Annotated in this window: 14 protein-coding genes and 1 tRNA gene; 6 read left to right on the plus strand and 9 right to left on the minus strand. The window is 64.3% G+C overall.

The annotated features are described in order from the left end of the window. Positions 1-21: 21 nt before the first annotated feature. Positions 22-828 carry an enoyl-ACP reductase FabI gene (fabI, locus tag ACXAJT_RS00925; protein WP_475231983.1) on the minus strand — a complete coding sequence of 269 codons (807 nt, stop codon included), beginning with the start codon at positions 826-828 and terminating at the stop codon, positions 22-24. A gap of 138 nt (positions 829-966) precedes the next feature. Between fabI and pdxH the strand changes: the two genes are divergently transcribed. From pdxH to ACXAJT_RS00950, 5 genes are all read left to right on the plus strand, one after another. Further along, a complete protein-coding gene (pdxH, locus tag ACXAJT_RS00930; RefSeq protein ID WP_475231985.1) occupies positions 967-1,572 on the plus strand; it encodes a pyridoxamine 5'-phosphate oxidase in 606 nt (201 codons plus the stop codon). Between the two features lie 119 nt (positions 1,573-1,691). Beyond that, complete coding sequence (locus ACXAJT_RS00935) at positions 1,692-2,219, plus strand: cold-shock protein (RefSeq protein WP_475231987.1); 528 nt, start codon at positions 1,692-1,694, stop codon at positions 2,217-2,219. Beyond that, positions 2,195-2,674: a DUF192 domain-containing protein gene (locus tag ACXAJT_RS00940; RefSeq protein ID WP_475231990.1), complete on the plus strand. Its 480-nt coding sequence runs from the start codon at positions 2,195-2,197 to the stop codon at positions 2,672-2,674. The genes ACXAJT_RS00935 and ACXAJT_RS00940 overlap by 25 nt, the downstream gene beginning before the upstream one ends. A 47-nt stretch (positions 2,675-2,721) precedes the next feature. Next, a tRNA-Pro gene (locus tag ACXAJT_RS00945) sits at positions 2,722-2,798 on the plus strand. Positions 2,799-3,343: 545 nt separating this feature from the next. Continuing rightward, positions 3,344-6,943 carry a vitamin B12-dependent ribonucleotide reductase gene (locus ACXAJT_RS00950; protein ID WP_475231992.1) on the plus strand — a complete coding sequence of 1,200 codons (3,600 nt, stop codon included), beginning with the start codon at positions 3,344-3,346 and terminating at the stop codon, positions 6,941-6,943. A gap of 216 nt (positions 6,944-7,159) precedes the next feature. On the opposite strand, the gene ACXAJT_RS00955 is transcribed toward ACXAJT_RS00950, so the two are convergent. Beyond that, positions 7,160-8,671, minus strand: a complete 1,512-nt coding sequence (locus tag ACXAJT_RS00955; protein ID WP_475231994.1) for a class I adenylate-forming enzyme family protein — start codon at positions 8,669-8,671, stop codon at positions 7,160-7,162. An 88-nt stretch (positions 8,672-8,759) separates the two neighbouring features. Between ACXAJT_RS00955 and ACXAJT_RS00960 the strand changes: the two genes are divergently transcribed. Next, entirely contained in the window at positions 8,760-9,380 is a 621-nt protein-coding gene (locus ACXAJT_RS00960; RefSeq protein ID WP_475232750.1) for a helix-turn-helix domain-containing protein, read from the plus strand. A 3-nt stretch (positions 9,381-9,383) separates the two neighbouring features. On the opposite strand, the gene ACXAJT_RS00965 is transcribed toward ACXAJT_RS00960, so the two are convergent. From ACXAJT_RS00965 to ACXAJT_RS00995, 7 genes are all read right to left on the minus strand, one after another. Beyond that, the gene (locus tag ACXAJT_RS00965; RefSeq protein ID WP_475231996.1) at positions 9,384-9,623 is read right to left on the minus strand and encodes a hypothetical protein; all 240 of its coding nucleotides are present in this window, start codon (positions 9,621-9,623) and stop codon (positions 9,384-9,386) included. 274 nt (positions 9,624-9,897) lie between these two features. Further along, positions 9,898-11,190: a branched-chain amino acid ABC transporter permease gene (locus ACXAJT_RS00970; RefSeq protein WP_475231999.1), complete on the minus strand. Its 1,293-nt coding sequence runs from the start codon at positions 11,188-11,190 to the stop codon at positions 9,898-9,900. Further along, positions 11,187-12,197, minus strand: a complete 1,011-nt coding sequence (locus ACXAJT_RS00975; protein WP_475232001.1) for a branched-chain amino acid ABC transporter permease — start codon at positions 12,195-12,197, stop codon at positions 11,187-11,189. Before ACXAJT_RS00975 ends, ACXAJT_RS00970 begins: the two co-directional genes overlap by 4 nt. Beyond that, entirely contained in the window at positions 12,197-12,586 is a 390-nt protein-coding gene (locus tag ACXAJT_RS00980; RefSeq protein WP_475232003.1) for a hypothetical protein, read from the minus strand. The genes ACXAJT_RS00975 and ACXAJT_RS00980 overlap by 1 nt, the downstream gene beginning before the upstream one ends. A gap of 35 nt (positions 12,587-12,621) precedes the next feature. Next, positions 12,622-13,044 (minus strand): hypothetical protein, encoded by a 423-nt coding sequence (locus ACXAJT_RS00985; RefSeq protein WP_475232005.1) that lies wholly within the window; start codon positions 13,042-13,044, stop codon positions 12,622-12,624. A 22-nt stretch (positions 13,045-13,066) separates the two neighbouring features. After that, positions 13,067-13,891, minus strand: coding sequence for an ABC transporter ATP-binding protein (locus ACXAJT_RS00990; protein WP_475232007.1), 825 nt, complete (start codon positions 13,889-13,891; stop codon positions 13,067-13,069). A gap of 229 nt (positions 13,892-14,120) precedes the next feature. Further along, a complete protein-coding gene (locus ACXAJT_RS00995) occupies positions 14,121-14,903 on the minus strand; it encodes an ABC transporter ATP-binding protein (RefSeq protein ID WP_475232009.1) in 783 nt (260 codons plus the stop codon). Positions 14,904-15,021: the final 118 nt, after the last annotated feature.

The following is a 15,021-nucleotide window of genomic DNA, read 5'->3' on the forward strand; positions in this document are numbered from 1 at the left end:
ATCTACGTCGGTCGAAAGGGCTCAGCCCTTGGTGATGTCGGGCGCATCGACGGCTTTCATACCGACGACATGATAGCCCGCATCCACGTGGTGCGTCTCGCCGGTCACGCCCGAGCCCAGATCGGACAGCAGGTAGAGCGCCGATCCGCCGACATCTTCGGTGGTCACGTTGCGGCGCAGCGGCGAGTTGTACTCGTTCCACTTCATGATGTAACGGAAATCGCCGATGCCGGAGGCCGCCAGCGTCTTGATCGGGCCCGCCGAGATGGCATTGACGCGAATGTTGTCCTTGCCGAGATCCTCGGCGAGATACCGCACCGACGCTTCCAAAGCCGCCTTGGCCACGCCCATCACGTTGTAATGCGGCATGATGCGCTCGGCCCCGTAATAGGTGAGCGTGAGGGCCGAGCCGCCCTCGGTCATCATCTTCTCGGCGCGCTGCATCACCGCAGTGAAGCTGTAGACCGAGATGTCCATCGTCAGTTTGAAATTGTCGCGGCTGGTGTCGACGTAGCGCCCGCGCAGCTCGCTTTTGTCGGAAAAGCCGATGGCGTGGACGATGAAATCGATCTTGTCCCAGCGCTCTTTCAGCCCGTCGAACAGCCCGTCGATCGAGGCTTCGTCAGAGACGTCGCAGGGCAGCACGATATCCGAGCCCAGTTGCTCGGCCAGCGGGCCCACCCGCTTCTTCAGGGCTTCGCCCTGATAGGAGAAGGCAAGCTCTGCCCCCGCCTCGCGCAGTTTCTTCGCGATGCCCCAGGCAATCGACTTGTCATTGGCGAGACCCATGATCAGGCCGCGTTTTCCGGCCATCAGAGTATTTGACATCCCTCACCTCTACCCGGCATTGATTTTGTTTGTGTCCTTTAGGCGATTGGCCCGGAGGCATCAAGGGTTTGAGCGACGCCGGAACATAAAGCGGGCGGCACGCGTCGGGCAGTACAGGTAACGCAGGGAGACAGGCAGATGAGCGACCGGACCGGAATTTTCGCAGGGGACGATCCGTTCGAGATCGCGCGCAGCTGGCTGAAAGAGGCCGAAGCAACAGAGCCGAACGATCCCAATGCCATCGCGCTGTCGACGGTGGACGAGGCCGGACTGCCCAATGTTCGCATGGTTTTGCTCAAGGAGATCGAGGCGAGTGCCTTTGTTTTCTACACGAACTACGAAAGTGCCAAATCTAAGGAAATTTTAGGCAGCGGTAAGGTAGCTTTTGTGCTACATTCGAAAACGTTGCGGCGTCAGATCCGAGTTCGTGGATTTGTCGACAGGGAGGATGGCCCGCAAGCGGACGCATATTACGCGTCTCGTTCGCTCAAATCGCGGATCGGGGCCTGGGCTTCCAAGCAGTCCCAGCCCCTCGCGTCACGGGCGGCACTTATGGCGGAGGTTGCCAAGATTACGGCGACAAAGGGGCCGAACCCGCCGCGGCCTGAATTTTGGGGGGGATTTCGCATCACTCCCGTAGAAGTTGAATTTTGGGCCGATGGCGCTTTCCGGTTGCATGACCGGTTCGTCTGGAGGCGCACAAGTGTTTCGGATAAGTGGACAGTGACCAGATTAAATCCTTGAATTTCATGTTACGCGAAATGCAATTTCGTAGAGAATACAGGTTTCAATGACTTGCAATTGCGCGCCAGCCTGTCGCAAGAGGATGGTGGGGATATGCAAGACGACCAGTGGAAACGCATTTGACACAAGAAGAGAGTGAAACGCGGCGCGTGCTCGGCCGAGTGAAGTGGTTCGACCCGGTTAAGGGGTTCGGCTTCGTGATCGCGGATGAGGGAGGTCCCGATATCTTGCTGCATGCCAATGTGCTGCGCAACTTCGGGCAGAGTTCCGTGGCTGATTCAGCGCGGATCGAGGTGGGCGTTCAGCGTACGGATCGCGGCATCCAAGCCACCGAAGTGTACCGCATAGAACCGCCGGAGGCGCCGGCTGGCGCCCCGCTCGCGGATTTCGAAGAGATCGATCCAGAGATCATCAAGGCCGCTCCTCTGGAGCCAGCCCGGGTGAAGTGGTTCGACAAGGCCAAGGGTTTTGGCTTTGCGAATGTCTTTGGTCGCGAACAGGACGTCTTTATCCACATCGAGGTGCTGCGGCGCTCGGGGCTTGCGGATCTGCAGCCCGGCGAGGCGCTGGCGATCCGGGTGATTGAGGGCAAACGCGGCCAGATGGCAACGGAGGTCTGCGCATGGGAAACCGCACTGGTGTCCTGAGCCTCGTCGGTGCGGCGCTTCTCAGCGGAATGATCGGGCAGGCGGCTCAGGCAGCCTGCAGCGAAGACACGCTGTGGCTGCGCGGTGACTGGGGCAGCGCGCGCTTTGGTGTGAAGATCGCCGATGACACGCGTGAGCGCGCGCTTGGCCTGATGTTCGTCGAAAGCATGCCATCGAGCGCCGGGATGCTCTTCGTCTATGACGAGCCTCACGAGATGAGCTTCTGGATGAAGAACACGCTGATCCCGCTGGACATGGTGTTCGCGGATTCGAGCGGCGTGGTGATTTCGGTGCATGAAAACGCCGTGCCGGGTGATCTGACGCCGATCGCCAGCGAGGGCGATGCGCAGTTCGTGCTGGAAATCAACGGAGGACTGGCGGCTCAGCTTGGCATCACCGAGGGCAATGAAATGCAACATCCGCGCATCTCTGACGCGGCGTGGCCCTGCGAGTGAGTTTTCCGCTTTTCAATTCCTGACGAGCCTTGTATTGCCTGTCGCGTCGGGGCGTAGCGCAGCCTGGTAGCGCGACGGTTTTGGGTACCGTAGGTCGGAGGTTCGAATCCTCTCGCCCCGACCAGCATAGCGAACCGCTTGGCGCCAGTAGCGCCAGCGGGTCCCTTGCCCAAATCACCTTTTACTGTTGCAGGTGTGACGCGGCGGAACGCAGGTGTGCGTGTTGCATCTTTGCCCAAAAATTGCGCGATCGTCCTTTGACGGCAAAGCGGCACATTATAACAGGTCTGAAAACAATTCAGCACAACCTGTGACAGCCTAGCCGGTGTTTGTTTTTACCGCGTACCAAGGTGGACGTAAGGGCAGTTTTCCGGATGTTCTCCTGTATCGCGACGACCGGCGGATGCCATAGCTATGGTGCCCTGCAGGGCGCGGCTTACCAAATATATGGGGCGACCGGGAATTTTCCGTTGACCGATGGCGTCTTCTTGATCCAGTTTGTAGCTAGCGGATCAAAGGCCACAATATCTAGTGGTCTTCAGCAGGGTCAGACAATACCAAAGCCTTTCTAGTCATTTGGCGGGCACGCAGTCGCGTTGCCCGGCCGGGAAAGCTCTGTGCCTCGCAATCCGGATTTGAATTGTGGCCAAGGCAAGGGCAGAGGCGAACATGAAGATCTCCAGACGTTTTACCACCGCGGGCCGGGATGCGTACGCGGGCATTGAATTTGTCACCACCAGTTCCGAGATCCGCAATCCCGACGGCAGTTCGGTGTTCAAGCTCGACACGCTCGAGGTGCCCGCGGGGTGGAGCCAAGTTGCCTCTGACGTGATCGCGCAGAAATACTTCCGGAAGGCCGGGGTCCCCAGCGAGCTGAAAAAGGTGAAAGAGCAGGGCGTGCCGGAGTTTCTCTGGCGCTCGGTGCCTGCCTCGCCCGACACGCCGCGCGGCGGGGAGACCTCTGCCAAGCAGGTGTTTGATCGCCTGGCTGGCGCGTGGACGTATTGGGGCTGGAAGGGCGGCTACTTCACCTCTGAAAACGATGCGCGGGCTTACTACGATGAGATGCGCCACATGCTCGCGGGCCAGATGGCGGCGCCGAACTCGCCGCAGTGGTTCAACACCGGCCTTCATTGGGCCTATGGGATCGATGGCCCGAGCCAGGGGCATTTCTACGTCGACCACAAGACCGGCAAGCTCACCAAGTCCAAGTCGGCCTACGAGCACCCGCAGCCACACGCCTGCTTTATCCAGTCGGTCAGCGACGATCTGGTGACCGAGGGCGGCATCATGGACCTTTGGGTGCGCGAGGCGCGGCTGTTCAAATACGGCTCGGGCACCGGCACCAACTTCTCCAGCCTGCGCGCTGAGAACGAGCCGCTGTCGGGCGGCGGCAAATCGTCGGGCCTGATGGGCTTTCTGAAGATCGGCGACCGGGCAGCCGGCGCGATCAAGTCCGGCGGCACCACCCGCCGCGCCGCAAAGATGGTGATCGTGGATGCCGACCATCCCGACATCGAGGATTTCATCAACTGGAAGGTCCGAGAAGAGCAGAAGGTGGCCAGCATCGTCGCCGGATCGAAGATGCATGAGGTGATGCTCAACGCGATCTTCGATGCGATCCGTAGCTGGGACGGCGGCGAGACGGACGCCTATGATCCGAAAGTGAACGCGGCGCTGAAGAAGGCCGTGCGGGAGGCGAAAAAGCTCGCTATTCCAGAAACCTATATCAAGAGGGTGCTGGACTACGCGAAGCAGGGCTATGCCAGCATCGAGTTCCCGACCTATGACACCGATTGGGACAGCGAGGCCTATTCCAGCGTTTCGGGTCAAAACTCCAACAACTCGATCCGTGTCACCGACGCCTTCCTGCAGGCCGTGCGCGACGATGCGGATTGGGAGCTTATCCGCCGCACCGACGGAACAGTCGCCAAGACACTGAAAGCGCGCGATCTTTGGGAGCAGGTCGGGCACGCCGCATGGGCCTGCGCGGACCCGGGTATCCAGTTCCACGACACGGTCAACGCCTGGCATACTTGCCCCGAAGACGGCGCGATCCGTGGCTCGAACCCGTGCTCGGAGTACATGTTCCTCGACGATACCGCCTGCAATCTGGCCTCGATGAACCTGCTGACCTTCCTGAAAGGCGGCAAGTTCGACGCCGAAGGCTATGTGCACGCGACCCGACTGTGGACGCTCACGCTCGAGATCTCGGTGCTGATGGCGCAATTCCCAAGCAAAGAGATCGCGCAGCTTTCCTATGATTTTCGGACGCTTGGCCTTGGCTATGCCAACATCGGCGGGCTGCTGATGACCATGGGCCTGAGCTATGACAGCGATGCGGGCCGGGCGCTGTGCGGCGCGCTCACCGCGATCATGACCGGCACCGCTTATGCCACCTCGGCCGAGATCGCCAGCGAGCTTGGGGCCTTCTCGGGCTTTGCGCGCAACCGTGAGCACATGCTGCGGGTGATCCGCAATCACCGCACCGCGGCGCAGGGCAAGACCTCTGGGTACGAGGCGCTGGCGGTCAAACCGGTGCCGCTGGATCACGCGAACTGTCCGGATCAAGGCCTTGTAGAGATTGCCAAATCCGCTTGGGATGAGGCGCTGGAACTGGGCGAGAAGCACGGCTATCGCAACGCCCAGACCACGGTGATCGCCCCCACCGGCACCATTGGTCTTGTGATGGATTGCGACACCACCGGCATTGAGCCGGACTTCGCGCTGGTGAAATTCAAGAAGCTGGCGGGGGGCGGCTACTTCAAGATCATCAACCGCTCGGTGCCCGCGGCGCTGGTGGGGCTGGGGTATAGTTCGAGCCAGATCGAAGAGATCACCTCCTACGCGGTCGGGCACGGCTCTCTGGGCAATGCGCCGGGGGTCAACCATACCGCGCTGATCGGGCACGGCTTCGGCAAGGCGCAGCTGGAGAAGATCGAGGCCGCCTTGGCAACCGCTTTCGATATCCGCTTCGTCTTCAACCACTTCACATTGGGCGAGGAGTTCTGCCGCGGCACGCTGGGCATTCCGGCACAGAAGCTGACCGATCCGAGCTTTGACCTGCTGCGCCACCTCGGTTTCAGCAAGGCCGAGATCGAGGCGGCGAACGACCACGTTTGCGGGACCATGACACTGGAAGGCGCGCCGTTCCTCAAGCCCGCGCATTACGGGATTTTCGACTGTGCCAATCCCTGCGGCAAGAAGGGCAAGCGCTACCTTAGCGTCGGCAGCCACATCCATATGATGGCCGCCGCGCAGAGCTTCATCTCGGGGGCCATTTCCAAGACCATCAACATGCCGAACTCGGCCACCATCGAGGAGTGTCAGCAGGCTTACGAGCTTTCTTGGTCGCTGGGTGTGAAGGCCAATGCGCTCTACCGCGATGGCTCCAAGCTCAGCCAGCCGCTGGCGGCGGCGCTGGTCGAGGATGACGAGGATGCGCAGGAGGTGCTGGAAAGCGGCGCCCCGGCGGAGAAGGCGCAGGTGCTGGCCGAAAAGGTCATCGAGAAGGTGGTGGTCAAGGAACTGGTCCGCTCGCACCGCGAGAAGATGCCGGATCGCCGCAAGGGCTATACCCAGAAAGCCGTTGTCGGCGGGCATAAGGTTTACCTGCGGACCGGCGAGTACGGCGACGGTGCGCTTGGCGAGATCTTCATCGACATGCACAAGGAAGGCGCGGGCTTCCGCGCGATGATGAACAACTTCGCCATCGCGGTGTCGGTGGGCCTTCAATACGGCGTGCCGCTGGAAGAGTTTGTCGACGCCTTCACCTTCACCAAGTTCGAACCGGCGGGCATGGTGCAGGGCAACGACAGCATCAAGAACGCCACCTCGATCCTCGATTACGTGTTCCGCGAACTGGCGGTGTCCTACCTCGACCGCACCGATCTGGCGCATGTCAAACCCTCGGGGGCCAGCTTCGACGATCTGGGCCGCGGCGAGGAAGACGGGCTGGGCAATGTCGAAGAGCTTAGCGAAAGCGGCGCGACGCGGTCGTTGGAGGTGCTCAAGCATATCTCTTCGGCGGGGTATCTGCGCAAGCGTCTGCCGCAGGAGCTGTCGGCGCTGGGGACCTTGGTGTCCGAAGAACGGGTGACCACGGTGGCGACCTCGGGCAGTTCGGCGCTGGCGATGGACGCGCGCGCCAAGGCGCGGATGCAGGGCTACGAGGGCGAGGCCTGCGGCGAGTGCGGAAACTACACGCTGGTGCGCAACGGCACCTGCATGAAGTGCAACACCTGCGGCTCGACCAGCGGCTGCAGCTGAGACCGATCATCGGGGCCGGGCAATCCGGCCTCGGGGTTTCGAAGCGGGTGCGCCCGCTTCAGACATGCCCGGGCCGCAGGCAGAACACATCACGAGCCGTACAACAGGATGAGCCTTGGTGCATGAAACTCAAGGGCCCCTTCGGGGGCTCTTTTTCTTGTACCATAAGTGATTAAGGGGAGGGCCTTCGGGCGGAGTCCGGGGCCTGTGGCGGCCTCAGTCGAAGGCATACTCCTTCAGCGCCTTGCGCTGCAGCTTGCCGTTGGGATTGCGCGGCAGCATCTCGACCCGCACCCAAGCGCGCGGCTGCTTATAGCGCGCAAGCCGCTCGGCGGCGAAGGCGTCAAGCGCGGCCGGTTCAAGCTCGCTCTCGGCGGTATAGAAGGCCGCGATGACCGAGACGCCGTCTTTCACCATCACATCTGTCACCGCCAGTTCCTGAACGCCCGGAAGCTCGCCGAGCGCCGCCTCGACCTCCAGCGGCGAGACGCGGTAGCCGCCGGCGTTCATCATGTCGTCATCGCGCCCCAGATAGCTGATCGCGCCATCGTCTTGCATGACGCCTTCGTCTCCGGTGCGGAACCAAGCCCCGGTGCGCCGGGCGTCGGTCTCCTCTGGTGCGCCAAGGTAGCCGAGCATCAGGCCGGGATCGTCGACATGCACAGCGATCGTGCCCGGTGTGCCGCGTGACACCGGGGTGCCATCGGCACCGAGGATCGCCACCCGGCGGCCCGGCTGCGGCCAGCCCAGCACGTCCTCGGGGGCCGGTTTCCCGGGGCAGGCCGATATGAAGGTCGAGCATTCCGACATGCCATAGGCCTCGAAAATCTCGGTCCCGGTCGCCTCGTGCCACGTGCGGCGCAGCGCCTCGGGTAGCTTTTCGCCCGCTGCAAGCGCGTGGCGCAGCCTTGGCAGCGGCGGCACGGGGTATTTCAGAACCTGCCGGAACACCCCCGGCGCGGCGGCGAATATACTGGCATCATTGCGTTTCATCAGCAGCGACAGTTGCGCGGGATCGGTGCCGGCCTTGGGGATCAGCGCGGTGGCGCCCACCGTCCAAGGGTCCATCAGCCCGGTGCCAAGCGTATAGGTCCAGTTGAAGGCCCCCGCGTGCAGCAGCCGGTCGCTGGCCTGCAGGCCGGTCCAGCCGCGCAGCATCATCTGACGCGCCCAGATCGCCCGATGCGCGTGGCCGACCGCGCGCGGCACCCCGGAGGTGCCCGAGGTGAAGACCACATAGGCCAGCCGGTCAGGATCGCCCATGGCATAGTCCGCAGGGGGCAGATCGCGCCATGTGGTGAATGTGGCCGGAGGGATCACGGGCACGGCGGTCTCGGGGCAGGCAATGCCGTCGCCAAGCAAAACTGCCGCCGGTGCGATCTGCGTGAGCAGGACCGCCACCTCGGGCGCGGTCAGTTGCGAGGAAGTCGGCACCGGAACGATCCCGGCGGTGATCGCGCCAAGATAGGCGATCGGAAAGTCGACCGTGTTGCCCAGCCGCAGCAGCACTTGCTCGCCCGGCGCGATGCCCGCCTGCAGCAGCCCGGTCGCGGTGCCACGCACCGCAGCGATGAGCCGGGCGTAAGACCACCGCTCTGCGCCGGTAAGGCGCACAATCGACAGGGCGATCTTGTCGGGCACAGCTTCGCCCGCGGCAAGCACATGGGCCGCAAGGTTGAAGGGGGCGGGACAGGGCGCATAGGGCCCTTCGTCGAAAACGGACTGCATGACAAAAGGCTTAGGCAGACCGCCGCAGTCGCGCAAGCCTGCATCAGCAGCATTGCCAGCGCGCGGCGGTGACGCTATGGCAAATCCCATGTCGCGCGATCCTCGAACACTCATCCGCATTGCCCGCGAGTCCGGGCAGGAGCAAACCGCCGAACCTCTGGATCTGGGGATGCGCGTGCGCGAGTTGCGCAAGGCGCGCGACTGGACGCTGGAGCAGGCGGCAAAGCAGGCTGGGCTGGCGCGATCGACGCTGTCGAAGATCGAGAACGGTCAGATGTCGCCGACCTACGAGGCGCTTAAGAAGCTTGCCGTGGGGCTGGGGATTTCAGTGCCGCAGCTGTTCACGCCGCCGAAGCGCGAGCAGGTCTCGGGCCGGATGGTGCATGTGAAGGACGGCGAGGGGCTGCATCAGGTCACCACGACCTACGAGCACGAGTTGCTGGCCGAGAGCCTGACCCGCAAGAAGATGCTGCCGTACAGGGCGCGGGTGCGCGCACGGTCAATGGACGAATTCGAGGGCTGGGTGCGGCACGACGGCGAGGAATTCCTCTACGTGCTCACAGGGGTGGTGACGCTCTACACCGAGTTCTATGAGCCCATCGAGATGCGCCGCGGCGACTCTGCCTATTACGACGCCTCGATGGGGCACAATGTGGTGTCGGTCAGCCCAGAGGATGCCACGATACTCTGGGTCACGTCGCTGACCTGAGGATCACCCCGCAAGCTGGTCGATCTGCTGGTGCAGGGCGGTGGCGAAGGCCCAATCGTCCAGTTCGCGCGCAGCCTCGTTGCGCGTCAGGTCGTGGCGGGCGGCGATATGCTCGGCAGTCTCGGCATGGTCATGGTGGCGCGCGCGCAGGGCGGCGTCGTCGATGTGCGGGAAACGTGTCTTCAGGCGCTCGACGGTGAGGCCCCAGTTGCGGGTGGTGTCTTGCCAATCCATGTCTGTCATAACTCCATGTCTCATGACTCTTGAACGTACGCGCGCGAAGGGTGTTCCCTCCCGAGCGCCCCTGAACTGGTCCGAGGGACTGCTCCGAGGGCTGCGCGTGCGGTGACGCTCACCTAAGATGAGACCTGCGAATTACCATAGCGTTAGACTGTGACACCCTGTCCGCTCGACCAAAGCCAGCGCATGGCGGCGGCGGATGAGCCGATCACCGCCGGTAGCGCCACCGGTATCGCCGCCGGTGGCGCCTTTAGCGGCAATCAGGTCTTGGCCGAGATCAGCGCTCGGGCAGCAGTCCGCGCGGGGCAAAGCGCAGCACCAGCAGCAGGATCACCCCCATGGTCAGCAGGCGCATGTGTTGCACGCTGTCTTGCAGGTGGCCCTTCAGCCAGCTGCCTTCGGCCATGCCCGCGGTGATCGCGCCGATGACGAACTGGCCCATCGGCTCGACCTGCACCCAGAGAAACCAGATCAGGAAGCCGCCGAGCACCGCGCCGAGGTTGTTGCCCGAGCCGCCGACGATGACCATCACCCAGATCAGAAAGGTGTAGCGCAGCGGCTGGTAGGTGCCGGGGGTCAGCTGCCCGTCGAGCGTGGTCATCATCGCGCCCGCCATGCCGCAGAGCGCGCAGCCAAGGACGAAGACCTGCAGGTGACGCCGGGTGACGTCCTTGCCCATCGCCTCGGCGGACACCTCATTGTCGCGGATCGCCCGCATCATCCGGCCCCATGGCGAGTTGAGCGCAAGCTGCGCCAGCACCAGCAGCACGATCAGTACCCCGGCAAACAGCAGCGAGTAGCCCAGCTTGACCGTCAGGGTCGAGGCGGTGGTGGCATCGAGGCCAAGCGAGGCGGCGGTGTCGACAAACCCCGGATCGGCCTGCAGGTCGACCTCATAGGGCACCGGACGCGGCAGGCCGATCACGTTCTTGACGCCGCGCGACAGCCAGTCCTCGTTCTTCAGCACCGCGATGATGATCTCGGCGATGCCCAGCGTGGCGATGGCCAGATAGTCCGAGCGCAGCCCCAGCGCGGTCTTGCCGATGGCCCAGGCGACGCCCGCGGCCATCAGGCCGCCCACCGGCCACGCCAGCAGCACCGGCAGACCAAGCCCGCCGAGATAGCCCGCCGAGGCCGCGTCGACGGCCTCGATGGCGTCGACGGCAGGGTCGAGCAGGGCGCGATAGATGAAAAAGCCTGCGAGGGTGATCGCCGCCACGGCCCAGCCGCGCAGCCCGCTGCGCAGTTTCTTCCACGCCAGCACGGCGGCGGCGATGACCGCGGCACCGAACGCCAGCGCGCCCAGAACCCGCGGCCCGCCCGCGGCAAAGGCCTCGGGCACCGGCGCCATCGACACCAGCACCACCGCCAGACCGCCGACGGCGACAAAGCCCATGACGCCGACGTTGAACAGCCCGGCAAGACCCCACTGCAGGTTCACCCCCAGCGCCATGATGGCGCTGACGAGGCCCATGTTGAGAATGATCAGCGCCGAGTTCCAGCTTTGCAGGAAGCCGGTGCCGAGGATCAGCGCTGCGACCAGCGCGAAAAGGCCAAAGGTGCGGGTCATATGGTCTGCCCCTTGAACAGTCCGGTCGGGCGGAACAGCAGCACGATCACTAGGATCACGAAGCTGACCGCGAATTTATAGTCGGTCGACAGCAGCTGCACGAGCCCGTCGGGCGCGAGGCTCTCGGGCATCAGGTAGCCCAACACCTTCTTCCACGCGTAGGTGATGCCGACCTCGGAAAAGGCGATGACAAAGCCCCCCGCGATGGCCCCCAGCGGGTTGCCGATGCCGCCGACGATGGCGGCGGCAAAGATCGGCAGCAGCAACTGGAAGTAGGTGAAGGGCTTGAAGCTCTTGTCGAGCCCGTAGAGCACGCCTGCGATGGTCGCCAGCGCCGCCACGATGAGCCATGTCACGGTCACCACGCGCTCGGGGTTGATGCCCGAGAGCAGCGCCAGATCCTCGTTGTCGGAGTAGGCGCGCATCGACTTGCCGGTGCGCGTGCGGTTGAGGAACCAAAACAGCAGCGCGACAGTGAGGATCGCCACCACCACGGTCAGCGCCTGCGTGGTCTTGATCGCCAGCCCTTCATCGAGCCCGGTCATCGCCGTGAAGTCGCGCGCCGAGATCAAAAAGCGCGTTCCGTCCGAGAAGTTCTGGTCGTCCGGCCCGATCACGAAGCGGGTGAGGCCGTTGTAGACGAACATCACGCCCATCGAGACGATCACGAGGATCACCGGCTTGGCCTTCTGCGCGCGGTAAAAGCGATAGACCACGCGGTCGGTCGCAAGCACCAGCACCGCGGCGCCGGCGATGCCGACCGGGATCGCCAACAGGGCGGTGGGCAGCGGTCCAAGGCTGACGCCCGCCGCCTGCAGCCCCCAAGTGGCCAGCACGGCGCACATGGTGCCCCAGGCCATCGTGTCGCCATGGGCGAAGTTGGAGAACCGCAGGATGGCGTAGATCAGTGTCACCCCCAGCGCGCCAAGCGCCAGCTGGCTGCCATAGGCGATGGCGGGGACGAGGACGAAATTGGCAAGCGCTACCAGCGCGTTGAGGATATCCATCAGGGCAGGATCCCGCATGTCAGAAAATATACGTCTGCCGAGGGCGGCGCATCGGTGCCGCTGTCGACGATCTGGCGCGTCCACAGCGCCGTTGTCTCGGAGGTCAGGTTGAGCGTCACGCGCGTGCCCTCGGACGGTTGCCAGAGGAACGGCCCGGCAAAGCCAAGCGCCTCGGCGGGCAGAGCGGGCTGCCCGTCCACCGAGACCTCGTAGCGCCCGGCGCCCGCGGCATCGGTGTCCAGCGGCGCCAGCACAATGCGCACCGGACCGGTCCCGTCCGCGCATTGGCCCGCCTCCGAACAGGCGGTGACGATCTCGCACTCGAGCGTGAGCCGCGCGCCTTCGGCATGCGCTGCCGGCGGAAGCACGATCAGGGGCAGGGCACTCAAGGGCAGGGCGCTCAGCGTGCTCAGGCGAAACCACGTCACTTGCACACCCCCATATAGCTGATCATCTCCGGGCCGTCCGCGCGGTGGATGGTGTAGCGCGTGGCGCCATCAGCACCGCGCGTGAAGAAATGCCGCTCCTCGATGTCGCCGCCCCAGATCGACATGGTGCTGCCGTCCGACACACCGATCAGTTCGACGCCGCGCCCGTCCGAAGACAGCTGCGCGCGCACCACCATGCTGCTCTCGTCGAGCCCGCCCGACGCGCCGTTGAGCGCCGGGGAAAAATCGGTCTCGGTGCAGGGCGCGTCCTCGCGGCACTGCGCCCCGAAATCGCAGGCCAGCGCGACCTCGGCCTGCACCGGCGCGTCCTGCAGCGACATTTGCCCGCCGTCCTGCGCCGCCACGGGCAGCGCCGCGCAGCACAGCGCCACGGCCTTCATTGTGCCGCAAATACGCATGTCCAGCCTTGTTCGCCCGCGCTCAGCCACCCAGAAAACTCCGCCGCACGTCGGGATCGGCCAGCAACTCGCGCCCGGTGCCGGTGAAGGCATTGGCGCCCTGTACCAGCACGTAGCCCTTGTCGGCGATCTCCAGCGCCTGCCGGGCGTTCTGTTCGACCATCAGGATCGGGATGCCGGTGCGCGCCACTTCAAGGATGCGGTCGAAAAGCTCGTCCATGACGATGGGCGAGACGCCCGCCGTGGGCTCATCCAGCATCAGCACCTTGGGCCGGGTCATCAGCGCGCGCCCCACGGCAACCTGCTGGCGCTGGCCGCCGGAAAGCTCTCCCGCCGCCTGCTTGCGCTTGTCCTTGAGGATCGGGAACAGGCCATAGATCTGCTCCATGGTGTCGCGGATGTCGTCCTTGCGGATGAACGCGCCCATCTCGAGGTTCTCCTCGACGGTCATCGAAGGGAAGATGTTGCGCACCTGCGGCACGAACCCCATGCCCCGCCGCACCCGCTCCTGCGGCGACAGTGCAGTGATATCCTCGCCATCAAGCCGCACCGCGCCTTGACGCAGATCGAGCATGCCGAAGACCGCCTTCATCGCGGTGGACTTGCCGGCGCCATTGGGCCCCACGATGACGGCGATCTCGCCGCGCTCGACGGCGATGGTGCAGCCATGCAGGATGTCCGCGCCCTTGCCGTAGCCGCCGGTCATCGCCTCGCCGATGAGGAACGGCCCACCCGGCGCTTCATGCGCATGGCCACCGGGCTTCACGGGTCGCGCGTCGCCCATGCCCCCCGGATTGGTGATCGAGCGGTCCTTGTTGCCGCGGTCGCCGTAGGTCTCGCTGCTCATGCCGCCGATCGCCCTTCGTCTAGATGAAAATATCCCGGGGGAGTCCGCCGAAGGCGGGCGGGGGCAGAGCCCCCTCCTAGCAGGTATCCGAGCCTGTGGCTCGCGGGGGCAGAGCCCCCACCTAGCAGGTATCCGAGCCTGTGGCTCGCGGGGGCAGAGCCCCCACCTAGCAGGTATTCGAGCCTGTGGCTCGCGGGGGCAGAGCCCCCAAGTTCGTCGCACAGGCAGATCATCCGCCGATCATCTCCTTGTTCTTCAGCCCGGTGCCCAGATAGGCTTCGATCACCGCCTCATTGGCCTTGATCTCGTCCACCGTGCCTTCGGCCAGCACCTTGCCTTCGGCCATGACGATGACCGGGTCGCACAGGCGGCCGATGAAATCCATGTCGTGCTCGATCATGCAGAACGTGTAGCCGCGCTCGCGGTTGAGCCGCAGGATGGCGTCGCCGATGGTGTTCAGCAGCGTGCGGTTCACCCCCGCGCCGACCTCGTCGAGGAAGACAATCTTGGCGTCGACCATCATCGTCCGGCCCAGTTCCAGCAGCTTCTTCTGGCCGCCCGAAAGGTTGCCGGCCTTCTCGTCCTTGAGGTGCGAGATGGTCAGGAAGTCGAGCACCTCGTCGGCCTTCTTCAGCAGCGCCGCCTCTTCCTGCGCGATACGCCCGCGGCCAAAGATGGCGTTCCACAGGCTCTCGCCGGATTGGCTGCCGGGCACCATCATCAGGTTCTCGCGGCAGCTCATCGAGCTGAACTCATGAGCGATCTGGAAGGTACGGAGCAGGCCCTTGTGAAACAGCGCGTGCGGGGGCAGGCCGCTGATGTCCTCGCCGTCCATGAAGACATGGCCCGAGGTCGGCGGCAGCGCGCCCGCGACGACGTTGAAGAGCGTGGTCTTGCCGGCACCATTGGGGCCGACGAGCCCGGTGATCGAGCCCTTGGCGATCTCGAGGCTGGCCCCGTCAACGGCACGGAAACCGCCAAAATGGCGGTGGAGGTTTTCGACGCGGATCAAATCTTGGGTCCCCGGAGGTTTGCGTGGCGGGCGTTTGGCGGCCCGGCGTTGCTCGGCGCGTGTTCTCCCGCGCCCTTGGGTGGCGGGCGCCCGGACATGGGTCCGGACGCCCGAAGGC

Source organism: Salipiger sp. ABF4_146 (assembly GCF_056161345.1).